The sequence below is a fragment of the Saccharopolyspora indica genome, from assembly GCF_027853965.1.
Taxonomy (GTDB): Bacteria; Actinomycetota; Actinomycetes; order Mycobacteriales; family Pseudonocardiaceae; genus Saccharopolyspora; species Saccharopolyspora indica.
Window position 1 is genome coordinate 128,686 of sequence record NZ_JAQGLB010000001.1, and the last position, 21,031, is coordinate 149,716.

Consider the following 21,031-nt stretch of genomic DNA (forward strand, 5'->3'; position numbering starts at 1 on the left):
TCGGGAACGGCCGCGTAGGGTGAACCGCGAATCGGTTGAGACGCAACGCATCTCGCCTGCCGCCGGCGACCGCGACGCCGGGCGGGCAGGTCATCGCAGCGCTGGTGCCGCGGCCGCCCCCGAGCCGTTCCCGCGGCCGCCGTGCCCACTGACGAACGCCGAACACCACCACCGGGCTGGAGGAATCCGCATGACGACGGTGCAGGTCGACCCCGATCCGTTCACGGATGCGCTCGACGAGGCGATCTGCGAAGGCGCGGAGGCGCTGTTCACCGCCCAGCGCGCCGACGGCGTCTTCGACTACAGCGAGGACAACCTGACCTCGACGCTGGGCACGGTCGGCGCGCTGTCGGCGCTGCACTACGCCGACCCGGACGGCAGCGCCGACCTGATCGCGGCGGGGGCCGGGTGGCTCCGGCGCACCCAGAACGCCGACGGCGGCTGGGCGATGGTCCCCGGCCTGGCCAGCGAGGCCGGCCCGACGGCGGTCAGCTCGGCCGTGCTCCACCTGGTCGACCCCGGTGGCAGTGCGGACGCGGTGCGCGACGGGCAGCGCTGGATGAGCGACTTCGGCGGCCTGGACGCGATCCCGCACCCCGAGGTCGTCTCGTGGTGCCGGCAGTACTACGGCTTCGTCGGCTGGCTGGCCGCCGAGGAGATGCGCCGGTTCCCGCTGGAAGTGGCGCTGTGGCCGGGCCTGTACCGCAGGCTGTTCGACCTGCGCATCCCGATGGCCTTCGCGCTCGGCCTCGCCCAGGCCCGGCACAAACCGCTCACGCGCTTCCAGCAGGTGCTGGCCCGCTTGGGCGAACCGAATGCGCTGAAAGCGATCCGGCAGGTCTACGAGCACGAGGGCTCCACCGGCGCCTGGTGCGAGAACGCCTGGGTCACCGGCCTGGTCTGCACCGGACTGGCCCGCGCGGAACTGGCCCCGGACATGGTCGAAGCCGCCGTCGGCTGGTTCCGCCGCACGATGCACCCCGACGGCTGGTGGCAGACCGGCCCGCTCGACGCGGCGTGGACCATGTACGCCGCCCGCGGGCTCTCCGAAGCCGGATACGCCGAGGACCCGAGGCTGGCCGCCTCGGTCGACCTGTTCGTGCGCCTCCAGCAGCACCGGCCGTTCCTGGCATTCGGCTGCCCACCGGGCTATTGGGGCTGGGCCGGGACCGAGGGCTGGCCGTCGACCTTGGAGACGGGCGAGATCCTCTCCGTGCTGTGCCGCCTGCCCGGCGCGAAGCAGGCACCGGCGATCGAGCGGGGCGTGGACTGGCTGACCCGCGTGCAGGACACCCGCGGTTCCTGGGGCCTGTGCGTGCGCAACACGAAGGTCGCCAACAGCGGACCGTGCCCGATGACCACCGTGCAGGCGGTCGACGCGCTGCTCGACGCGGGAGTCCCGGCGGACGACCGCCGGGTGCGCCGCGCGCTGAAGTGGCTGGCCGGGGTCCAATTGCCGGACGGTGCCTTCGAATCCGTGTGGTACCGGCACCACACGATGGCCACCGCCGCGGTGCTGGAGACGTTCGCGAGAGCGGGCTCGGCGGACGGCGAGACCGCGCGCCGGGCCAAGACGTGGTTGACCCGGGCCCGGCGGCCGGACGGTTCCTGGGGCGACGGGCACGATGCGCCGGCCACGGTCGAGGAGACCGGCTGGGCGATCTCGGGCCTGCTCGCCGCGGGTGCCGATCCGGCCGACGTGCGTCCCGGCGTGGCCTGGTTGCTGGAGCATCGCGCACCCGGCGGCGGGTGGCCCGCGGAGAGCGTCCACGAGTACGTGCGCTTCGTCAGCCGGTACAGCAACCCCGCGTTCACCCAGGGCATGGCCCTGCGCGCACTCGGCCGCTACCGGCGGGCGGCCCGCGGATCCGACGTTGGAACGGAGCACTGATGACGACGCAAGAGGACTCCTTCACCGAGCACTACTGGCGGGACCCGCACGCGGCGCTGGCAGGCACCCGCGAGACCTGCCCGGTCCGCGAGGTCGACTTCGAGGGCGGCCGCACCTGGCTGGTCACCCGCTACGCCGACGTGCGGGCGTGGCTCGCCGACCAGCGGCTGGCGAAGGACTGGCGCTCCAGCCTGCCCGCCGAGGAGCGCGCCGCCGCGCCGCCCGGCCTGCCCGCCCCGATGTCGCACATGCTGACCTCGCTCGACCCTCCGGAGCACACCCGGCTGCGCAGTCTGGTCACCCAGGCGTTCACCGCGCGCCGGATCGCCGCGCTGCGCCCGCGCGTCGAGGCCGTCGCCGAGGAACTGCTGGCGGAGCTGCCCGAGGACGAACCGGTCGACCTCGTGGCGCGTTACGCGATCATCCTGCCGATGGTGGTGATCAGCGAGCTGCTCGGCGTCCCGGAGATCGACCGCGAGGAGTTCGCGCGGCTGTCCACCGTGCTGATCGACGAATGCCCGGAACCGGAGCTGCTGGCCGCCTCCACGCAGATGGCGACCTACCTGGAAGGGCTGGTCGCGGCCAAGCGCGCGGCACCCGACGAGGCGTTGCTGTCCGCGCTGATCACCGCCTCCGACGAGGGCGACCGGCTCTCCGACCTGGAGATCGTGGCGATGGCCATGCTGCTGCTCATGGCGGGCCACGAGACCACGGCGGTGTTCCTCACCAACAGCGTCCGCGCCCTGGTGAACGACGATTCCGCCCGCGAGCGCCTGGCCGACCCGGACTCGGTGCCGTCGCTGGTCGAAGAGCTGCTGCGCTGGCTCTCGCCCGCGCTCAACGCTTCGCTGCGCTTCGCGACCGAAGACCTGGAGATCGGCGGGGTCGCGATTCCCCGGGGCGCATCGGTGATGCTGTCGACGGGTGCGGCCAACCGCGATCCGGAGCGGTTCGCCGAACCGGACGTGCTGGACCCGGACCGCAACACCACCGGCCACCTCGCCTTCGGCTACGGCATCCACCGCTGCCTGGGCGCCGCCCTGGTCCGGCTGGAAGGCGAAGTGGGCCTGACGGCGCTGTTCAACCGCTTCCCGGAACTGCGCGTGGTCGCCGACCCGGCGGAGCTGACCTTCCGCCGCAGCGTCCACGTGCACGCCCCGCGCACGCTGCCGGTGATCCTCGGCCCTCGCACCTCGTGAACGTCAAGCAACGCTATAACGCCCCAAAGCGCTCACCGCACCGAACAGCGGAAGAACGGGGTGAAGGGCACCTTTCGCCGAGTATGTTGGTGAAAGGTGCCCTTCACCTCGGTGTTGGTGCTGCCGGTGCGACACCTCGTCCCGGAGACGAAGGTGCTGGAGCGTGCGCACGGTGAATCCGAGGACTTCCTCCGTGCGGGAGTTGGGCGAAGGCGTGGTCGCGCGGGCTGCCCGTCGCCATAATCCGGTGCGTGACGGGTGAACACGCGGATTACAGGCAGGTCCGGCTCAACATCACCGAGCTGGTGCGCGATGCCGGGGGAGCGGCTGGCGTGCCCGTTCCGGCATGTCCGGGGTGGGCGGTGCCCGACCTGCTCCGGCACCTCACCGAGATCGCGCACCTGGTGCTGGGCAAGCTGACCGGACGACCTCCGGCGGACCTCGGCGGAGCCGACCCGCTCCGCGACTGGGGCGAGGTCGGGCCGGAGCTCGAACGGGCCCTCGCGGAGCGAGGCGACGGAACCGGGACGCAGCTGGTGGCCGACGCCGTCGTCCACGAACTGGACCTGCGCTGCGCACTGGCGGCACCGCTGCCCGCGCGACACCCGGCCTACGCCTGCGCGTTCAGGTTCGGCATGGCGCAGATGGACCGGTCGATCCGGGAAAAGGGCCTTCCAGCGGTGACTTTCGCGACCGGCGAGGAGTCGTGGGTGCTGGGCGGCGACGATCCCGTCGCATCGGTGCGCGCCGAGCCGGTCGACCTGCTCCGGTCGTTGTGCGGGCGGCGGACGCACGAGCAGATCGCCCAGCTGGCGTGGAGCGCGGATCCCGCGCCGTGGCTGCCCGCCTTCACCTGGGGGCCGTTCACACCACCGGAGAACCCGGTCGAGGAGATGATCCGGGACCGCTAGTTGCCGCTGGCCAGGACGTTCGTCGTACCGAGGATGACGGCTTCGTGGCGAGTCGGGCTCGTAGACCTGTGCCTCACGAACCGGATGCATAGAGCACGGCGGTTTCGGCGGCGCGGTTGTGCAGGGACGTCCGCAGCCATTGCGGGGCAAGGGCCTCCGCGCGGGTCGCGAGCTGCCAGAGCGCCCACTCGGCGTGTCTGGGGTCTTGAAAGGTCACCTCCATCCGCAGCCAGCCGTCAGGATCTTCGTCCTCGGAACGGATGGCGAGCGCGGTGGCCGCCAGATCCTCGCGGCGCGCCGGGTCCAGCCGAACCAGCACGGTGATCTGGTCGTCCCCGTTGCGGAAGTGGAAGCTGCGTTCCTGCCAGACCTGGTCCAGATCGACCCGTTCGGGTCGCTGCGCTCGTTCTGCGAGCTCTTCGGCCGCCAGGATCCGGGAGAGCCGGTAGGTGCGGTCGGCACCGGCGTGGGTGGCGAGCAGGTAGCCCGTTTCGCGGACCGTGACCAGGCCGATCGGGTCTACGGTGCGCAGCTTCGGCGACCGACCGGCCGCGGCGTAGCGGATGCGCAGCTTGCGCCCGGCCAGCACCGCGCGCCGAACCTGGACCATCGTCTCGTCGGACACCTCCTCGGTGACAACGCGGCGCGAGAGCAAGTCGGCCTCGGGGTCGATGAGCAGGCGCTCGGTCAGGCCGGCCCCGGCGTTCTGCTGGCTCTGGGGCAATGCATCGATCACCTTGAGCATGGCCGAGGCGAGCGCGGATCCGAGCCCGAACGCCTGCGCTCCTCGCCGCGATCCGGCTACCAGCAGCGCGAGTGCTTCATCGTCGGTCAAGCCGGTGAGTTCGGTCCGGAATCCGGGAAGCAGCGCGAAACCCCCGTGCCGACCGCGCTCGGCGTGGACCGGGACCCCGGCCAGCGACAGCGCGTCGATGTCGCGCAGAACAGTTCGGGTGGACACCTCCAACTCGCGGGCGATCGCACTGGCGGACAGCCGTCCGCGCTGACGCAGCAACAACACCAGGGAGACCAGTCGGTCGGCGCGCACCCGCACAGTCCTATCAACGAATCACGACACGAGGTGGCGTGATTCGCCGGGAGCATGGTGCGACGACCACCGAACAGCCCGCGGCGGTCATGAAACGAGAGGGTTCAAGTGGGATCTCAGCTCAATCCGTGCATCACGTTCAACGGCAATGCGCGGCAGGCGATGGAGTTCTACCGGCAAGTCTTCGGGGGCGAGCTGGAGGTGGGAACCATCGCGGACTTCGGCTCGCCGGAGGCGCCCAACGCCGACAAGGTCATGCACTCCCGCCTCGACACTCCTGGCGGCTACACGCTGATGGCCTGGGACTTTCCTGACGACAGGCCAGGCCACCCGCCCTACCGGCCGGGGAACGACGTCGCGCTCTTCCTGGGCGGTGACGACGGCGAACTGCGCGACTTCTTCCACAAGCTGGCCGAGGGCGGCGTCGTCACGCTGCCGCTGGAGAGGCAGGTCTGGGGCGATGAGGCGGGCTCGGTCGTCGACAAGTTCGGGATCACCTGGATGTTCAACATCAGCGCCCAGCGCTAGCTGCCGCTGGCGCGGAACTTGTCGATCATCCGGCGGTCGCGCTTGGTCGGGCGCCCGGCTCCGCGCTCGCGGCGGGCCACCGGGTTGGCGACCTGCGGCGGCGGCGCCGGGGTGCGGTCGATGTAGCAGGTGATGGCATCGGCCGCTCCGACGCGGCGCTGGATCACCCGGACGACCTCGACGATCCGGGTCCGGTCACCGACGCGGGCCCGGATCTCGTCGCCGGGGCAGACGGTGGTCGCGGGCTTGGCCGGGCGGTCGTTGACGCGCACGTGCCCGCCGCGGCAGGCGGCCGCGGCGTCCGGCCGGGTCTTGGTCAGGCGGACGGCCCACAGCCAGCGGTCGACACGAGTGGATTCCACAGCAGCATGATGACACGCCGTTCAAGTTCATTTCCCGAGTGACCGGCCTTGTTGCATGTTGCATGCTACTCGATTTAGGTTGGCCCGGTGACCACGGAGCACCTCGACACCGCTCGGTGCGCGTCAGCCGAGGAGCCCGCGCAGGCGGTCGGCGACGCCGTGGTCGTGGAACTCCGACCGGCGGCGGGACTCCTGGTCGATGAGCAGGCTCGCCGTGTTGATGATGTGGCGGCTCATCGCCGCACCGGTGGCCGCCTCGTCGCCCGCCATGAACGCGGCGTAGATGTCGGCGTGGTCTTCGAAGCACTCGAGGGGTGTCCGGGACGTCGGAACGGTGCCGACGCCGCTTTCCAGGACCATGTCGCGCTGCTCGCGCAGGACCCCTGCGGCGCGGTCGTTGCCGCTCAGCTCCAGCAGGACGGTGTGGAAGTCGCGGTCGGTGCGCAGCGTGAGCTCCGCGTCCTCGGCGGTGGCCGCCTCGCGGAACCGGTCGTGGACCTCGGTGAGGCGGCGGCGGATGCCCGGGTCGTCCTGCGCGTGGCGCGTGGCGCGGCGGGCCAGCGGGACTTCGAGCATCAGCCTGACCTCGAAGCCCTGCAGGAGCGCCTCGACGGACGTCGCCACGATGCGGATGCCGCGGTTGCGCTCGATCTCGACGAGCCCGAGGCGGGCCAGTTCGTGCGAGGCCTCGCGGATGGGCGTCCTCGACACGCCGAGCTGCTCACCCAGCGCGGCGGCGCTGTACAGCCGGCCGGCCTCCAGCTCGCCGCTGGTGATCGCCGCCCGGAGCTGGTCGAGGACCCGACCGGTCATGCTGCTGACGTCGAGAGCTTCCACCCCGCCCATTCTGCCGGACGCATCCGCCGGTGAACGTCGAGAGGAATCAGATGGTCGAGAAGCGACGAGTCGCGGTCGTCGGCGGCGGCATCATCGGTGCCGCGGTCGTCCGGGAGCTGACGCAGCGGCTCCCCGGAGCCGAGATCGTGCTCTTCGAGAAGGAGCGCGAGCTCGCGGCCCACCAGACCGGGCACAACTCCGGTGTCGTCCACGCGGGCCTGTACTACGAGCCCGGCGGGCTGAAAGCGCGCCTCTGCCGTCGCGGTGTGCAGCTGCTGCAGTCCTACGTGGCCGAGCGCGACATCCCGTACGAGCGCTGCGGGAAGGTGGTCGTCGCCCTCGACGAGGCGGAGCGCGGGCGCCTCGAAGCCATCCACGACCGGGCGAAGCGCAACGGTGTTCCCGGCGTCCGGCTGATCAGCGGCGGCGAACTCCGGGAGATCGAGCCGGAAGCGCGCGGCATCGCGGCCGTCCACTCGCCGGACACCGCGATCATCGACTACGCCGCGGTCACGCGAGCACTCGTCGACGACGCCCGCAACGCCGGGGTGGACGTGCGCCTGGGCGTCGAGGTGTCGAGCATCGGGACGGCGCCCGCGGGCGTGCGCGTTCGATCCAGCCGGGGTGACGAGCGGTTCGACAACGTGATCGCTTGCGCGGGCCTGCAATCCGATCGGCTCGCCCGCCGTTCCGGCGCGGCGAGGTCCCCGTCGATCGTGCCCTTCTTCGGCCAGTACCTGGTGCTGGAGCCCCGTTTCCGCGACATCACGCGCGGACTCGTCTACCCGGTGCCGGATCCGAAGTACCCGTTCCTGGGCGTGCACCTGACGAAGCGCGTCGACGGCGCGATGACGGTCGGGCCCAACGCCTTCCTGTCCTTCTCGCGCGAGATCTACCGGGGGCTGGGCATCGACGTCCGCGACGCGCTGGAAACCGCCGCGGATCCCGGGTTCTGGCGCTTCGCCGCCGGAAACCTCGCCGGTGCGCGGCGGGAACTCCTCGGTGTGCTGTCGACGAAGAAGTTCATCAGGGACGCGGCTCGCTACGTCCCGGCGATCGAGGACGCCCGCTTCACGCGCCTGCCGCGCGGGATCCGCGCCCAGGCCCTCGCGGCGGACGGCAGCCTCGTCGACGACTTCGTGATCCAGCACGTCGGCCCGGTGACGCACCTGCGCAACGCTCCGTCGCCCGGTGCCACCTCGTCGCTGGCGATCGCCGAGCACATCGTCGACAACGTGCTCGAACGCCACGGGCTGGATGCTCGTTAGGCCCCTTTCATGTGGCCGTGTGCCACGGCGGGACATCTGGGCGGTTCTCCCGGTCGATCAAGGAATCGACCCGAGGCGCGCAGGAACATCCACCCGCAGAGCTCTCTGCCCGGCCGGTGCTTCCGGCTTCGCCGGAGGCCGGGCGCGCGCTCGGTGAGGTTCTGACCTGCGGAACCTGACGAAAGTAAGGCCGGGACCTGGCCGAAAGGGGATGCCGGTCGCTGCCGATCGTGCGCAGCGCGGGCGCGCTCGCCATTCCTAGCGTGATGAGCGTTGATCACGAGATGTGGATGGAGGTGCGCCGAGTGGTTCCGGCTGCACGTGCGAGCGAATCGGGAAGCGTTCTCTACGACGGCATCATCGGGTTCGCCGATGCCGTGCCCGGCCCGATCCAGTCGTTGTTCGCCGCCTACACGAAGGCCGGGCTGCTGGTGCTGGGCTTTCTGTGCCTGCTGGCGTGGTGGCGGGCCCGTGCGGGAGGGGACGGCCGCGCGGTCGCGGTGTCCCTGCTGGGCCCGGCGGCCACCGTGGTCGCCTACGCGCTCAGCGAGCTGGTGAAGGTGCTGGTCGGCCAGGACCGCCCGTGCCGCGGTCTGATCGAGGGCAGCACGGTCCTGCCCTGCCCGGAGGTGGGGGACTGGTCGTTCCCCAGCAACCACGCCACCATCGCCGGAGCCGCGGCCATGGCCTTGATCCTCGCCTGGCGCCGGCTGCTGCCGTGGGTGATCGGGCTCGCGGTGCTGATGGCCTTCTCCCGGGTCTTCGTCGGCGTGCACTACCCGCACGACGTGCTGGTCGGCCTGCTCCTCGGCGCGGCGGTGGTCTGGCTGGTGGTGTCGCTCCTGAGTTCGCCCGCCACGCGACTGGTCACCCGATTCCAGGACCACCGCGTGCTCGGTCGGCTGCTGGTCGCTGCGCCCGGCGTGACCGCACCCGAGGCGCCGACCCGCCCCACGACCCGGGAAGCGGGCGACACCCCGCACCGACCGACCCCGCCCGCGGAGCAGCCCACCGTCCGGATGCGGCGCCACTCCCAGCCCGAACCACCCCAGCGCCGCCGACGCTGAAACCCCGGAATCACCCGGGGCGGTGTCAATTTCGTACGAAATTGACACCCCGCCTGTCTCGGGAGGTGCCGCTAGTCGTCGATCAGGTCGGCTTCGTGGGCGATGATCGCGGCCTGCACCCGGTTGCGCACGCCGAGCCGGGTGAGGATGGTGCTCACGTAGCTCTTGATGGTGCCCTCGACCAGGAACAGCTCCCCGGCGATCTCCTGGTTGGACCGGCCCGCGCCGAGCAGCGCGAGGACCTGGCGCTCCCGGTCGCTCAGCGCGGCCACCGCCGCCCTGGCCCGTTCGGCGCGCAGCATCCGGTCGCCGCCGAAGTTGCTGATCACCCGGGCGGCTACCTTGGGCGACAGGTAGGCGGCGCCCTCCGACACGGCGCGGACACCGGCGATCAGTTCGCGGGGGTCGCCGGACTTGAGCAGGAAGCCGCTGGCCCCGGCGCCCAGCGCGCGGGCGATGTAGGAGTCCTCGGAGAAGGTGGTGAGCATGAGGACCGCGGTGTCCTTCGCCGACCGGCAGATGGCCTCGGCCGCGCCCAGGCCGTCCAGCCCGGGCATCCGGATGTCCAGGGCCGCGACGTCCGGCCGGTGGCGGGTCACCAGGTCGATCGCCTCGTGCCCGTCCGCGGCCTCGGCGACGACCTCGATCCCGGGATCGGTCTCCAGGATCCCCCTGATCCCGGTGCGCACCATCGCCTCGTCGTCGGCGACCACCACTCGAATCATCCGCACTCCTCAGGGCTTCCCGGTCGATGGTATCGGCGCGCGGCGGGAGGCACGGTGAGAGCACCGCGGTGGTTGTCCCGGGTCGTCGCGGCGCAGACCCGCGGGAACCTGGCGCTGTGGCTGGGACTGGCCGTGCTGGTGCTGGCCGAGCGCACCACGCAGGAGCAGGGCGGTGCCCCGTGGTGGCTGGTGCTCTGCGGGGTCGCCCTGCTGGTCGCGGCCGGTGCGGCGCTGCGCACCCGCCCGGTCCTGTCCTGGCTGGTGATCGTCGCGCTGGCGGTCGGGCAGTTCCACGGGACGGCGTTGGGGCCACCGGTCCTGCTGTCGTACCTGCTGGCGCTGGTCGTCGCCGGGCACGAAGCCGGCCGGGCGGTCGAGGACGTCCGGCGCCCGATGGCGGTCTTCGCGGTGGCCGCGGCCGGCGGGCTGCTGGCGGTGATCGCGCTCGGATACCTGCTGGACAGCTCGCTGCCCCGGGTGGCGAACGACCTGGTGCACGCGGTGTACGCGCTGGTGGTGCTGGTGCTGTTCGGCGTCCTGCCCTGGCTGACCGGTCGCTACCGCCGGCTCAACGCCGGCCTCATGGCGGCCGGTTGGGAGCGGGCGCGGCAGCTGGAGCGGGAGCGGGCGATCGCCGCCGAGCGGGAGCGGCTGCGGGAACGGGCCCGCATCGCCCAGGACATGCACGACTCCCTCGGCCACGCGCTGAGCCTGATCGCCTTGCGCGCCGGGAAGGCGGAGGTGGACCCGGCCGGGGACGAGCAGCTGCGCGCCTTCGCCGGACGCATCCGGAGCGCGGTGACGGCCGCGGCGGAGGAACTGCACACCGTCGTCGGGGTGCTGCGCGAGGAGGATTCGCCCGCGCCGACCGAACCGGTGCACGAGAGCGTCGCGGAACTGGTGGAGCGCACCGCGCTGTCCGGTGTGGACGTCCGGTTGGAGAGTTCCGGTGAAGAGGTGCCGCTGCGGGCGATCGCGGACCGCGCCGTGTACCGCGTGGTGCAGGAATCCCTGACCAACGCGACGAAGCACGCCTCAGGCGCACCGGTCACCGTGCGATTGGTGCACGGAGCGGACGAGACCACTGTGGAGGTGATCAACGGCCCGCCGCCGCCCGGCGTGCTGCCCGCTCCGAGCCGGGGCGAGCGCGGGCTGATCGGCCTGGCGGAGCGGATCCGGATCGCAGGCGGTTCCCTGGCCGCCGGCCCGCTGGACGGCGGCTTCCGGGTTTCCGCGACGTTGCCGCACGCCGATCCGGGCCCGCCGCCGGGCCCGGTGGTGCCGGGCGAACCGGCCCGGTTCGACGAGGAGCAGCGGCGGATCCGGTGGCGGATCGCCAAGGGCCTGGCCCTGCCGGTGGGGGTGAGCGTCGCGGTGGTCGTCGTGGTGATCGGCCTCTACGCCGGGTGGGTCTACAACTCGGTGCTGGCCGAGGACGCCTACGACGGGCTCGTCGTCGGCTCGTCCCGGCCAGCGGTGGAGGCCGTGCTCCCGGCGTTCGACCTGCGATCGCTGGAGATCGCAGCCGAGCCGCCGCGCCCCGCCGGGTCCGCGTGCGCCTACTACCTGACCAGCGACGTCGTCGTGCCCGAACCGCAAGAGGTGTACCGGCTCTGCTTCGCGGGCGAGCGGCTGGTGAGCAAGGACGTCATCCCGGTCGGCGGCTAGTGCTGTGACCGGGAAGGTCCACCGGGTTGCGGTGCTGGTCGCATCCGGGCTCGTAGTGTGGCCGGATGCCCGATGACCTCTTCGCCCTGTGGCCCCTCGCGCCTGCCTCCGAAGCCGACTGGCTCGCCGACCTCACCCAGGGGGACGGTCTCACCGGTTACGAGGCACCTGGGCGGCCCGACGCCGCCTGGGTGCTCGGGGGCATGTACGAACGCGGGAGCGCCGCGGGCGATTCGGTCAACGACGGCCAGGGCCGGGACGAGCACCCAGGCCCGGGATGGGAGCGACTGCGCTGGGCGGAGCTGGCCGCCCGCGTCGGTGATCCGGTCGTGCCCCAGGGCCTGTACCCCTGTTCTCGCTGCTTCCCCTCTGCGGAAGGGACGGGCATCCGGCCCGGCTCCATCGAGTGGCCCGCCGAGGGCAGCCTCGACAGGCCGACGTGGGACCAGCTGATCCGATTCCTCATCGCGCACAGCCCCCGGGGTGCGAACACGCCTTGCCTGGCCTACTACAACCCGATCGTCGCGCAGGACTTCGAAACGGGGCACCTCCGCACGGGTCGCCTCGGCGATGCCCAATCCCTCTTCGACAACCCGGACATCCCGCACACCCCGTCCAACCTGTGGGCCGCGGACCGCGCCTGGGTCGTCTGCACGGACTACGATCTCTGGGGCACCAAGGTCTGCGGCCCCCACCTGCTCGTCGAGGCCCTGCTCGCGGACACCGAGCTCGAAGCCGTCCGCCTGCCCTGGACCAGTTAGACCGGAGTCGGTGCCAACCCGGTGAGGGTCTCCTCTCGATCGGACGTGACGGCACGTCCGATCGAGACGGGTGACCACGAGCTCCGGCTGCTCAGGCCGTCGCCGCGGCCGCGGCCCGGCCGGCCTGGCGGCCGGAGAACAGGCAGCCGCCGAGGAACGTCCCCTCCAGCGCGCGGTAGCCGTGCACGCCGCCGCCACCGAAGCCCGATACCTCGCCCGCCGCGTAGAGCCCGGGGATCGGGTTGGCCTGCGCGTCCAGGACGCGGCCGGACAGGTCGGTCTGGAGGCCACCGAGGGTCTTGCGGGTCAGGACGTTCATCCGGATGGCGATCAGCGGGCCCGCCGCCGGGTCCAGGATCTTGTGCAGCGGCGTGGTGCGCGCGAGCAGATCGCCGGAGTAGGCCAGCGAGTTGCGGATGCCCATGATCTGCTCGTCCTTGGTGAAGTTGTTGTCCACCTGGCGGTCCCGCGCGATGATCTGGCGCTCCAGGTCGCCCGCGTCCAGCAGGTCCGCACCGGCCAGCCGGTTCATCCCGGCCACCAGCTCCGGCAGCGTCTTCGCGGTGACGAAGTCCTCGCCGCGGTCCTGGAACGCCTTGACCGGCGGCGGTGTCGAGTTCAGCATCCGGCTCGCCAGGTAGCCCGCCAGGTCCTTCCTGGTCAGCTCCGGGTTCTGCTCGGAACCGGAGAGCACGAACTCCTTGTCGATGATCCGCTGGTTGAGCACGAACCAGGAGTGGTCGTAGCCGGACTTCTTGATCAGCTCCAGCGTGCCGAGGGTGTCGTAGCTGGGGATGCCGGGGTTCGGGAACCGGCGGCCGCGCGCGTCGAACCACAGCGAGGACGGCGCGGCGAGCACCCGGATGCCGTGATCGGGCCAGATCGGGCTGTGGTTGGCCAGCCCCTCGGTGTAGTGCCACATCCGGTCGCGGTTGACCAGCCGGGCGCCCGCCCGCTCGCTGATGGCCAGCATCCGCCCGTCCACGTGCGCCGGAACGCCGGTCACCATGCGCTCCGGCGGCGCGCCCAGCCACTCCGGCCAGTTCTGCCGCACGAGGTCCTGGTTGCCGCCGATCCCGCCGGAGGTGACGATCACGACCGGTGCGCGCAGCTCGAAATCACCGACCCTGGTGCGGGAACTCGGGGTGCCGCGCGGTGCGTCGCTGGGTTCGAGGACACCACCGCGCACGCCGTCGACGACACCGCCGGTGACCGTGAGCTCGTCGACCTGGTGGCGGAACCGGAAGGTGACCAGGCCCTTCGCGGCGGCTTCGCGCACCTTCTTCTCGAACGGCTCCATCACACCGGGGCCGGTGCCGAGCGTGAGGTGGAAGCGGGGCACGGAGTTGCCGGGGCCGTCGGCGCGCTGACCTCCGCGCTCGGCCCAGCCGACGATGGGCACCCAGCGCACGCCCATCCCGTGCAGCCAGGACCGCTTCTCGGTCGCGGCGAAGTCGAGGTAGGCCTCGGCCCACTGCGCGGCCCAGTAGTCCTCGCCCAGCGGGTCGTCGGGGCCGCGGTCGAAACCGGCGTTGCCGAACCAGTCGGCGCGGGCCAGCTCCAGCGAGTCGCTGATTCCTGCCAGCCGCTGCTCCGGCGAGTCGATGAAGAACAGCCCGCCGAGCGACCAGAACGCCTGCCCGCCGAGGCTGGCTTCGGGTTCCTGGTCCAGGAGCAGGACTTTGCGGCCCGCGGCGGCCAGCTCCGCGGTGGCCACCAGTCCGGCCAGGCCACCGCCCACGACGATCGCGTCGGCGTCGGAACCTCCGGCGGGGCCCGGTGCGGCGGCTGCGGCGCCGGTGGGCAACGCCGCGCCGACCGCGGCCGCGCCGCCGCTGATGAGCACCGACCGCCTGCTGATCCGGCCGTTCCCGCGAGAGTCCATCGCATCCCCTGTTCGTGCCCGACGACGTGCCGCCGACCGCAAGTTACCTGCGGGTAAGACGTTGGTTACCATGCTGAACCCCCGCCGGGGGCAGTGGTGGTGGTGAGTTCTCCAGTCTTGGGAGGTCATCGTTGTGATCGACTCCAACGCGCTCGGACTGCGCTGGCGCGGCGAACCGCTCGACCAGGTCCTGGCCGCCGCCGCACCCGCGCTGGTGCCCACCGTGCTGGCGCGGCTGGTCGACGAACTCCCCGCCTACGCCGAGCTGCCGGAGGAGGAGCTGCTCGGCGACATCACCCGGATCATCCAGCGCGGCATGACGATGGTCGTGCGGATGCTGCGCGACGGCGGTGCGCCCGACCCGAAATCCCTGGCGGACCTGCGCGAAGACGTCCTGCACCGGGCCGAGGAGGGCGTGCCCATCGAGGCCGTGCTCAACGCGCACAACGTGGGCGTGCAGGTGGCGTGGGAGCACTTCAGCGCGCAGGCCAGGCCCGAGGACGTGCCTGCTCTGGTCGGCGTCGTGGAACTCGCACTGCGCTACCTGCGCGAGATCACCGCGGTGGTCTCCTCCGCGTACTTCCAGGAGCGGGACGTGTTCCTGGCCGATGCGCACGCCGCGCAGCAGGCCCTGCTGTCCGCGCTGCTGACCGGGGACGACCCGTCGGACGCGGCGGCCAGGCTGGGCATCCAGCCGGCGGCCGGCTACGCGGTGCTCGACGTGGAGATCGCCGAGCACCCGGACGAATCCGCACCGGGCACCAACGCCGACGTGGCGCGGTGGCGCAAGCTCCGCCGGTTCCGCGCCGAACTCGAACGCCGCACGTCGCAACCGCTGCTGTCCCGGCTCAACGGGCACGGCGGGATCGTGCTGCTGGCCTGCGACGGCGCCACCGAACCGGGCCTGCGCGTCCACGACCTGGTCATGGCGTCGGGCGCGGCGGCGGGCGCGGATGTGACGGTCGGCGCGGTACCGGCCTCGGTGCCCGGCATCCCCGAGGCCGCGCGCACCGCGCACGAGCTGCGGAGGATCGCGGTGGCCGGACGCCCGCCCGGCGTCTACACCCTCGCCGACCTCGCGCTGGACTACCAGCTCACCCGCCCGGGCCCGGCCCGCGAGGTGCTGGCGGGCAAGCTCAGCGCGATCGAGGACGAGTCGGACCTGCTGGCAACGCTGCGCACCCACTTCGCCACCGGTCTCAACCGCCGCCGCACCGCCCGCAGGCTGCACGTCCACCCGAACACCGTCGACTACCGGATGCGCAAGATCGCCGAGCTCACCGGCCTCAACCCGGCGGATCCCACCGATGCCACCGACCTGCGCGCCGCCCTCATCGCCCGCACGCTGCCCTGAGGCCTGCGCTGGCCCCGAGAGTCCTCTGTGGACCACTCGGTTTTCCCGCCCTGCCGCGGTGGAACACGGCCTCCGGTCGTGAGGAGCGGGTGATCCGGGAAACGGGGCTTGCGGGAATTCCAGCTCTGGTGCATACTTGCGGCGAACCTCGCGGATGTCGGCCCAGCCGCCCGCAAGCTTCCCCCTCTGATTCTTCCAGTCCCGGCGCAGTCCGGGCTTTTCTCCCCGGCGATCCGGATGCACCCGGACGCCCCTCTCCCCAGGAGTGCCCGAACCATGTCCTACCGAGGAATTCTCGACATCCGCGGCAAGTCCGCGACCCTCGGCTTCGACCCCGGAGGGGTCGACGTGCCGATGAAGCTCGTCCACGCGCACGGCCTTCGCCGAGGTGACGAAATCGTGCTGGACGGCGGAGAACTGGTGTCGCTCAACGGTGCACCGCCGGTGCGCGGGCGCCCCGAGTTCGACCGGCTCACGCCCGTGCACCCCGATGAGCGGCTGGTGCTCGAGAACAGCCGCCACCAGCTCGTCACCCGCGTGATCGACCTCGTCGCGCCGATCGGCAAGGGGCAGCGCGCGCTCATCGCCGCGCCGCCGCACACCGGCAAGACGACGCTGCTGCAGTCGATCGCGCACGCCGTGGCCACCAACCACCCGTCCGCGCACCTCATGGTGCTGCTCGCCGACGAGCGGCCGGAGGAGGTCACGGACATGCGCCGCACGGTGCGCGGCGAGGTGATCGCCTCGACGTTCGACCGGCAACCCGCCGAGCACACCCGCGCCGCGGAGCTGGCCGTCGAACGCGCCAAGCGCCTGGTCGAAACGGGCCGCGACGTCGTGCTGCTGCTCGACTCGCTGACCCGGCTCGGCCGCGCCTACAACCTCGCGGCCCGCTCGTCGGGGCGAGTCCTGTCCGGCGGTGTCGACGCCTCGGTGCTGCACCCGATGAAGAGGATCCTGGGCGCGGCCCGCAACATCGACGGCGGCGGCTCGCTCACCATCGTGGCCACCGCGCTGATCGGCACGGGTTCGCAGGCGGACGCGGTGTTCTTCGAGGAGCTGAAGGGCACCGGGAACTCCGATCTGCGCCTGGACCGCGTGCTCGCCGAGCACCGGATCTTCCCGGCCATCGACCTGCCGGGTTCGGGCACCCGCCGCGACGAGCTGCTCCAGCCGCCGCGGGAGCTGATCGCGATGGCCGGGATCCGGCGCGCCCTGGCGGGCCAGGACCCGAAGCGCGCGGCGGAGCAGTTCCTGGAGCAGGTCCGCAGGACGAGGTCGAACGCCGAGTTCGTCGCGGCGGTCTCGGGATCGCTGACCGCCCCGGCGGCGGCCGCCTAATTCATGATCGATCCGAATTCCGCCGCCCGTGGATGATCATTCTCGGATTCGTTTCCGCAGCTCGCCGACCCCGGGATGCGGCAATTCAGCGCTGGTTGGAGATCAATTTCCGGGAAGTTCGCGACATCGTCGGATGAGGTTACCCACCCCTGGCGGACCAAACCGGATCCCATGCGTCACAATTGTTGCGCATCCCGGATTACGCGTTTCCGGATCCCAGCTGCTCGCACTCATTCCGAGGTGGAGATCGTGCCCGATCACGTCGCGTCCGATGATGAACTCGTCCCGGTGCCCACCGGAGGCGGCCGGAGCTGCCCGATCGCGATCACCGAGGTGGCGGTGCGCGGCCCCTGGGGAACCCGGAGGACGGCCCGAGCGCTCCGCTCCACCGGCGTCGTCTCGGCCGACGTCGTAGCAGGCGCCTGACCACCGCGCCCCGGCTCCAGAACTCGTCCCGCCAGGAGTCCTCGCGCGAGTGAACCGCGATCTGCGCACGCTGAAAGCGGATTGGCCTTGATCTCCCGGGACTGCCCGCCAATACCTTCCCGCAGCGCTGGGCTCCGGTGGCGGAAGCCGGCCGGTTCTTCGTGCGCGCTCGGTCGTGCTCCGCGGCAATTCGGGCAGCAAGGCGCACGGGCGGCCTCCTGGATCGCCCGGTCCAGGAGGCCGCCCGGCGAGATCAGTCGGACGACCGGGTGGATTCCGCGTCCTGCCGGGGCTCTTCGTCGCCGCGGCGCAGTTTCCGGGCGATGAGCAGGGAAACCGGGATCCCGATCGCGAGGACCACGATCAGCACCAGCTGGTCGGACACCAGGGCCGATGCTCGCTGCACCCAGGCCTGGATCGTGAACTGGGCGTCGATGCTGACGATTCCGCTCAGCGAACCGGTGCCGTCGGTGGTGAGGAACAGCACGCCGAGGGCGATGAAGACCAGGCCGGACAGCAGTGTGATGCTGTGCACGCGGAGCGGGCCGAGCTTGAGCTCGCGGCCCCGCAGCCACTGGCGCCGCCCGAGGTCGAAGCGGTCCCACAGGGCCGCGATCACGAACAGCGGCAATGCCATGCCCAGCGCGTAGATGGCCAGCAGGATGCCGCCGTAGGCGGGGCTGGATCCGGTCATGGCCATGGTCAGCACGCTGCCGAGCAGGGGACCGGCGCAGAAGCCGGCCAGCCCGTAGACGGTGCCCAGCAGGTACACCGACAGCGAGGACGAGATCTTGATCCGCCCGCTCAGCCGCTGCGCCGCCGAGGAACCGAAGCCGAACCCGAGGATCTGGGCCAGGCCGAGCAGGATCATCATCGATCCGCCGATCAGCACCACGAGATCGCGGTTCTCGTTGAACACCGCGCCGACCGAGCCCGCGAACACGCCCATGGGGACCAGGGTGGTGGCCAGGCCGAGGTAGAAGATCGCCGTCCGCAGCAGCAGCCGGATCCGGTCGGCGAAGGCGTAGGCGAAGAACGAGGGCACCAGCATCGCCGAGCACGGGCTGATCAGCGACAGCACACCGCCGAGGAACGCGCCGAAGTATCCGATCGTCATACCTTGGCCCGCTCCGCTTCGATGACCGCGATGAACTGGTCCAGCGGCTGGGCGCCGAGAACCGGCTGGCTGTTGATGATGAACGACGGGGTGCTGGACACACCGAGGGACTGGCCCTCGAACGCGTCGGTCTGGATCTCCTGCATGATCGCCGGGTCGTCGCGGTCGGCGTTGAACTTAGCGATGTCCGGCACGCCGACCTCGCGGGCCAGCTCCTGAATGGTCTCCTCCGGGAACGACGGCTTGTCCCCGCCGTTGCCGCGCGCGTAGGCGGCGTTGTGGAACTCCCAGAACAGGCCTTGCCGGGCGGCGGCACGGGCCGCCTTGGCGATCTCCAGGGATTCCTCGCCGAAGATCGGGAAGTCGCGCCACTCCAGGCGCAGCACCCCGGTGTCGACGTACCGCTTGATCAGCTCCGGCTTGACGTCGGCGGTGAACTTCGAGCAGAACGGGCAGCGGTAGTCCTCGTACATGATCATCACCACCGGCGCGTCGGTGCGCCCCAGTGCGAACGGGTCGTCGGGCTGGCGCCGCTGCAACGCCTTCAACGCCGCGGTGACCTCGTCCTGCTGCGGCGCGGCGGCCTGCTGCGCCGGGTCCGGGGCCGGTTTGCCGCCGAACGCGCCCCATGCCAGCGCTGCGACGACGGCCACCACCAGCGCTGCGAATCCCCAGCGGAGCGCCGGCGAGCCTTTAGCGGTCATCACGCCCACCCTTTTCTATCCAAGTTAGTAGAACTCTTATCGTGCATAGTAGGCTCGTCGAGCCGGCCCGACGTCGGCACCCCCGGGAGAAGGAAGGTCCTGATGAGCGAGTGGACTGCGCGGCACTGGTCGGTCGCCGCGCTGGCTTCGGCGGTCGTCGCACTGGTGACCGGCGCGGTGACCGGCCTGGTGCCGAACCCGGTGTTCACGAGGATGATCGAGGCCCCGTGGTGGAGCTACCCGGTGTGGCTCGTCTCCGCGGTCCTGTCCGGGCTGCTGGTCGCGACCTACCTGGCACCCAGCGCGCAGTCCGAGGCCGAGCGCACGCGCGACCAGCGCCGCAACGTCGTCGGGGCGGTGCTGTCGTTCCTCGCCGTCGGCTGTCCCACGTGCAACAAGCTCGTCGTGCTCGCCCTGGGCACCAGCGGCGCGATCAGCTGGTTCGGCCCGCTTCAGCCGCTGCTGGCGATCGGCTCGCTCGCGCTGCTGGGATTCGCGCTGCGCGCCAGGTTGCGCTCGGCACGGGTCTGCCGGCTGTCCGGGGCAGGACGTCCATGACTTACGCTCCCGGTTCGGGAGGGGGAGTTGCGATGCGCAGCCTGGGGCCGCTCGAGTCGGCCGTGATGGATCAGCTGTGGTCGGCGGGGGATCCGCTGAGCGTGCGGGAGGTGCTCGACGGCCTCCGCGATCGCGGGCTCGCCTACACCACGGTGGCCACCGTGCTGGAGAACCTCCACCGCAAGCAGTGGGTCGACCGCGAACGGGTCGGCCGGGTGTGGTTCTACCGCCCGCACCTGCAGGCCAGCGAGCACGCCGCGCTGCTGATGCGCGAAGCGCTCGCGGCCAGCAACAGCCCGCGCGCGACGTTCCTCAAGTTCGTCGACGAGATCACCGAGGAGGAAGCCGCGATGCTGCGGGAACTGCTCGCCGAGGCACCGGAGGACTGATGACACCGCTGCTCATCGGGTTGTTCGCCTACGTCGCGGCGCTGGCGGTGCTGGGTCCCCGGCTGATCCGGGCCAGCCGCGGCTGGCAGTCCGCGGCGCCGCGGCTCGGTCTCGTCTTCTGGACCGCGCTGGCCACCTCGTGGGTCGTGGCGGTGATCAGCGCCGGCCTCGCCGCGATGGGTCAGCTCTCCGGCGGACACGGGCTGGCGGCGCTGCTGCACGCCTGCCTGCGCGCCCTGCTGACGATCGTCGGCGTGCACAGCCTCGCCGACGCGCCCGCCGCGATCGCACTGCTCGGATCCGGCGTGGTGATCGCGCGGCTGCTCGTGGTCGCCGCACGCCACGTCCGGCAGACCCGGCGGCACCGCGAGCTGCACCGCAAAGCCCTGAGCTCGTCGAGAACGGTCGTGCGCAACGGAATCCGCGTCGCGGTGGTGGAAGCCGAGCAACTCGCCGCGTACTGCGTGCCCGGGCGCTGCTCCACCATCGTGCTCACCACCGGCGCGCTGCGGCGCCTGGTCCCGGCCGAGCGCGACGCGGTCATGGCGCACGAGATCGCGCACCTGCGCGGCAAGCACCACCTCATGGCCGGCTGGGCGGCGATCCTCGCGCACGCCTTCCCCTTCGTGCCGCTGCTGAAGGCGGCTTCGCAGGAGATCGCCCGCCTGGTCGAGTGGATCGCCGATGATCGAGCAGGTCGCAGGCACGGGAACCGCGCGGTGGCCCGGGCTCTGGCGGTGATGGCCACGAGCACGGCCGCCCCGGTGCCGAAGGTGGCCCTCGCCGCGGCGGGTTCGGGTGTTCCGGAGCGGGTCCGGCGCCTGGTCCAGCCGAGGGTGGCGGTGCAGTCGGCGTGCTGGCGGATCGTCGCCGCGCTCGCGCTGCCCGTGGTGGCGCTCGTCGCGGCGGCGGCCGTGCTCGTCCCGTGCGCCACGGCGGACCCGACTCCCATCTGCTCCGGCCGCCCGAGCCTCTCCGTCTCCGCGGGGTAG

21 protein-coding genes are annotated in these 21,031 nt (G+C 71.6%); 14 read left to right on the top strand and 7 right to left on the bottom strand.

Annotated features, from left to right (window positions below; translation table 11 throughout):
- The first annotated feature begins 190 nt into the window (after nucleotides 1-190).
- The 3 genes from OU416_RS00590 to OU416_RS00600 all read left to right on the top strand — a co-directional run bounded on the left by OU416_RS00590 (nucleotide 191) and on the right by OU416_RS00600 (nucleotide 4,001).
- On the top strand, nucleotides 191-1,891 hold the full coding sequence (locus tag OU416_RS00590; RefSeq protein ID WP_270924771.1) for a prenyltransferase/squalene oxidase repeat-containing protein: 1,701 nt from the start codon (nucleotides 191-193) through the stop codon (nucleotides 1,889-1,891).
- Entirely contained in the window at nucleotides 1,891-3,090 is a 1,200-nt protein-coding gene (locus OU416_RS00595; RefSeq protein ID WP_270924772.1) for a cytochrome P450 family protein, read from the top strand. The genes OU416_RS00590 and OU416_RS00595 overlap by 1 nt, the downstream gene beginning before the upstream one ends.
- A gap of 251 nt (nucleotides 3,091-3,341) precedes the next feature.
- Nucleotides 3,342-4,001 (top strand): maleylpyruvate isomerase family mycothiol-dependent enzyme, encoded by a 660-nt coding sequence (locus OU416_RS00600; RefSeq protein WP_270924773.1) that lies wholly within the window; start codon nucleotides 3,342-3,344, stop codon nucleotides 3,999-4,001.
- 73 nt (nucleotides 4,002-4,074) lie between these two features.
- Here OU416_RS00600 and OU416_RS00605 read toward each other — a convergent pair whose 3' ends face one another.
- Nucleotides 4,075-5,049 (bottom strand): helix-turn-helix transcriptional regulator, encoded by a 975-nt coding sequence (locus OU416_RS00605; RefSeq protein ID WP_270924774.1) that lies wholly within the window; start codon nucleotides 5,047-5,049, stop codon nucleotides 4,075-4,077.
- A 108-nt stretch (nucleotides 5,050-5,157) separates the two neighbouring features.
- On the opposite strand from OU416_RS00605, the gene OU416_RS00610 reads away from it, so the two are divergent.
- The gene (locus OU416_RS00610; protein ID WP_270924775.1) at nucleotides 5,158-5,577 is read left to right on the top strand and encodes a VOC family protein; all 420 of its coding nucleotides are present in this window, start codon (nucleotides 5,158-5,160) and stop codon (nucleotides 5,575-5,577) included.
- Here OU416_RS00610 and OU416_RS00615 read toward each other — a convergent pair.
- The gene (locus OU416_RS00615) at nucleotides 5,574-5,939 is read right to left on the bottom strand and encodes an RNA-binding S4 domain-containing protein (RefSeq protein WP_270924776.1); all 366 of its coding nucleotides are present in this window, start codon (nucleotides 5,937-5,939) and stop codon (nucleotides 5,574-5,576) included. The genes OU416_RS00610 and OU416_RS00615 overlap by 4 nt on opposite strands.
- A gap of 123 nt (nucleotides 5,940-6,062) precedes the next feature.
- Nucleotides 6,063-6,776 carry a GntR family transcriptional regulator gene (locus tag OU416_RS00620; protein ID WP_270924777.1) on the bottom strand — a complete coding sequence of 238 codons (714 nt, stop codon included), beginning with the start codon at nucleotides 6,774-6,776 and terminating at the stop codon, nucleotides 6,063-6,065.
- A 50-nt stretch (nucleotides 6,777-6,826) separates the two neighbouring features.
- Here OU416_RS00620 and lhgO point away from each other — a divergent pair, with 50 nt between their 5' ends.
- Both lhgO and OU416_RS00630 read left to right on the top strand, forming a co-directional pair.
- Nucleotides 6,827-8,044, top strand: coding sequence for an L-2-hydroxyglutarate oxidase (lhgO, locus tag OU416_RS00625; RefSeq protein WP_270924778.1), 1,218 nt, complete (start codon nucleotides 6,827-6,829; stop codon nucleotides 8,042-8,044).
- Between the two features lie 266 nt (nucleotides 8,045-8,310).
- Nucleotides 8,311-9,111, top strand: a complete 801-nt coding sequence (locus tag OU416_RS00630; RefSeq protein WP_270924779.1) for a phosphatase PAP2 family protein — start codon at nucleotides 8,311-8,313, stop codon at nucleotides 9,109-9,111.
- A gap of 71 nt (nucleotides 9,112-9,182) precedes the next feature.
- On the opposite strand, the gene OU416_RS00635 is transcribed toward OU416_RS00630, so the two are convergent.
- Complete coding sequence (locus OU416_RS00635) at nucleotides 9,183-9,836, bottom strand: response regulator transcription factor (protein ID WP_270924780.1); 654 nt, start codon at nucleotides 9,834-9,836, stop codon at nucleotides 9,183-9,185.
- Between the two features lie 54 nt (nucleotides 9,837-9,890).
- Between OU416_RS00635 and OU416_RS00640 the strand changes: the two genes are divergently transcribed.
- Nucleotides 9,891-11,504, top strand: coding sequence for a sensor histidine kinase (locus OU416_RS00640; RefSeq protein ID WP_270924781.1), 1,614 nt, complete (start codon nucleotides 9,891-9,893; stop codon nucleotides 11,502-11,504).
- A gap of 65 nt (nucleotides 11,505-11,569) precedes the next feature.
- Nucleotides 11,570-12,265, top strand: coding sequence for a hypothetical protein (locus OU416_RS00645; protein ID WP_270924782.1), 696 nt, complete (start codon nucleotides 11,570-11,572; stop codon nucleotides 12,263-12,265).
- Nucleotides 12,266-12,356: 91 nt separating this feature from the next.
- Here the strand turns inward: OU416_RS00645 and OU416_RS00650 are convergent, their stop codons facing one another.
- Nucleotides 12,357-14,150 (bottom strand): FAD-binding dehydrogenase, encoded by a 1,794-nt coding sequence (locus tag OU416_RS00650; RefSeq protein ID WP_270924783.1) that lies wholly within the window; start codon nucleotides 14,148-14,150, stop codon nucleotides 12,357-12,359.
- A 133-nt stretch (nucleotides 14,151-14,283) separates the two neighbouring features.
- On the opposite strand from OU416_RS00650, the gene OU416_RS00655 reads away from it, so the two are divergent.
- From OU416_RS00655 to OU416_RS00665, 3 genes are all read left to right on the top strand, one after another.
- Complete coding sequence (locus OU416_RS00655) at nucleotides 14,284-15,504, top strand: PucR family transcriptional regulator (protein ID WP_270924784.1); 1,221 nt, start codon at nucleotides 14,284-14,286, stop codon at nucleotides 15,502-15,504.
- 276 nt (nucleotides 15,505-15,780) lie between these two features.
- A complete protein-coding gene (rho, locus tag OU416_RS00660) occupies nucleotides 15,781-16,845 on the top strand; it encodes a transcription termination factor Rho (RefSeq protein WP_270924785.1) in 1,065 nt (354 codons plus the stop codon).
- A gap of 249 nt (nucleotides 16,846-17,094) precedes the next feature.
- Nucleotides 17,095-17,271, top strand: a complete 177-nt coding sequence (locus OU416_RS00665) for a hypothetical protein (protein ID WP_270924786.1) — start codon at nucleotides 17,095-17,097, stop codon at nucleotides 17,269-17,271.
- 253 nt (nucleotides 17,272-17,524) lie between these two features.
- Here the strand turns inward: OU416_RS00665 and OU416_RS00670 are convergent, their stop codons facing one another.
- Entirely contained in the window at nucleotides 17,525-18,388 is an 864-nt protein-coding gene (locus tag OU416_RS00670) for a cytochrome c biogenesis CcdA family protein (protein ID WP_270924787.1), read from the bottom strand.
- Nucleotides 18,385-19,092: a DsbA family protein gene (locus OU416_RS00675; RefSeq protein WP_270924788.1), complete on the bottom strand. Its 708-nt coding sequence runs from the start codon at nucleotides 19,090-19,092 to the stop codon at nucleotides 18,385-18,387. The genes OU416_RS00670 and OU416_RS00675 overlap by 4 nt, the downstream gene beginning before the upstream one ends.
- Nucleotides 19,093-19,194: 102 nt before the next feature.
- Here OU416_RS00675 and OU416_RS00680 point away from each other — a divergent pair, with 102 nt between their 5' ends.
- The 3 genes from OU416_RS00680 to OU416_RS00690 are packed head-to-tail and all read left to right on the top strand — an operon-like array spanning nucleotide 19,195 to nucleotide 21,031.
- On the top strand, nucleotides 19,195-19,650 hold the full coding sequence (locus tag OU416_RS00680) for a hypothetical protein (RefSeq protein WP_270924789.1): 456 nt from the start codon (nucleotides 19,195-19,197) through the stop codon (nucleotides 19,648-19,650).
- Between the two features lie 32 nt (nucleotides 19,651-19,682).
- Nucleotides 19,683-20,039 carry a BlaI/MecI/CopY family transcriptional regulator gene (locus tag OU416_RS00685; RefSeq protein WP_270924790.1) on the top strand — a complete coding sequence of 119 codons (357 nt, stop codon included), beginning with the start codon at nucleotides 19,683-19,685 and terminating at the stop codon, nucleotides 20,037-20,039.
- Nucleotides 20,039-21,031, top strand: coding sequence for a M56 family metallopeptidase (locus OU416_RS00690; protein ID WP_270924791.1), 993 nt, complete (start codon nucleotides 20,039-20,041; stop codon nucleotides 21,029-21,031). The genes OU416_RS00685 and OU416_RS00690 overlap by 1 nt, the downstream gene beginning before the upstream one ends.

What these genes read in the sequence shown, in the direction of transcription:
- OU416_RS00635 (WP_270924780.1), bottom strand. Translation starts at nt 9,836, where the DNA reads ATGATTCGAGTGGTGGTCGCCGACGACGAGGCGATGGTGCGCACCGGG.
- OU416_RS00675 (WP_270924788.1), bottom strand. Translation starts at nt 19,092, where the DNA reads ATGACCGCTAAAGGCTCGCCGGCGCTCCGCTGGGGATTCGCAGCGCTG.
- OU416_RS00680 (WP_270924789.1), top strand. Translation starts at nt 19,195, where the DNA reads ATGAGCGAGTGGACTGCGCGGCACTGGTCGGTCGCCGCGCTGGCTTCG.
- OU416_RS00685 (WP_270924790.1), top strand. Translation starts at nt 19,683, where the DNA reads ATGCGCAGCCTGGGGCCGCTCGAGTCGGCCGTGATGGATCAGCTGTGG.
- OU416_RS00650 (WP_270924783.1), bottom strand. Translation starts at nt 14,150, where the DNA reads ATGGACTCTCGCGGGAACGGCCGGATCAGCAGGCGGTCGGTGCTCATC.
- OU416_RS00630 (WP_270924779.1), top strand. Translation starts at nt 8,311, where the DNA reads ATGAGCGTTGATCACGAGATGTGGATGGAGGTGCGCCGAGTGGTTCCG.
- OU416_RS00645 (WP_270924782.1), top strand. Translation starts at nt 11,570, where the DNA reads ATGCCCGATGACCTCTTCGCCCTGTGGCCCCTCGCGCCTGCCTCCGAA.
- OU416_RS00690 (WP_270924791.1), top strand. Translation starts at nt 20,039, where the DNA reads ATGACACCGCTGCTCATCGGGTTGTTCGCCTACGTCGCGGCGCTGGCG.
- OU416_RS00590 (WP_270924771.1), top strand. Translation starts at nt 191, where the DNA reads ATGACGACGGTGCAGGTCGACCCCGATCCGTTCACGGATGCGCTCGAC.
- lhgO (WP_270924778.1), top strand. Translation starts at nt 6,827, where the DNA reads ATGGTCGAGAAGCGACGAGTCGCGGTCGTCGGCGGCGGCATCATCGGT.
- OU416_RS00595 (WP_270924772.1), top strand. Translation starts at nt 1,891, where the DNA reads ATGACGACGCAAGAGGACTCCTTCACCGAGCACTACTGGCGGGACCCG.
- rho (WP_270924785.1), top strand. Translation starts at nt 15,781, where the DNA reads ATGTCCTACCGAGGAATTCTCGACATCCGCGGCAAGTCCGCGACCCTC.
- OU416_RS00670 (WP_270924787.1), bottom strand. Translation starts at nt 18,388, where the DNA reads ATGACGATCGGATACTTCGGCGCGTTCCTCGGCGGTGTGCTGTCGCTG.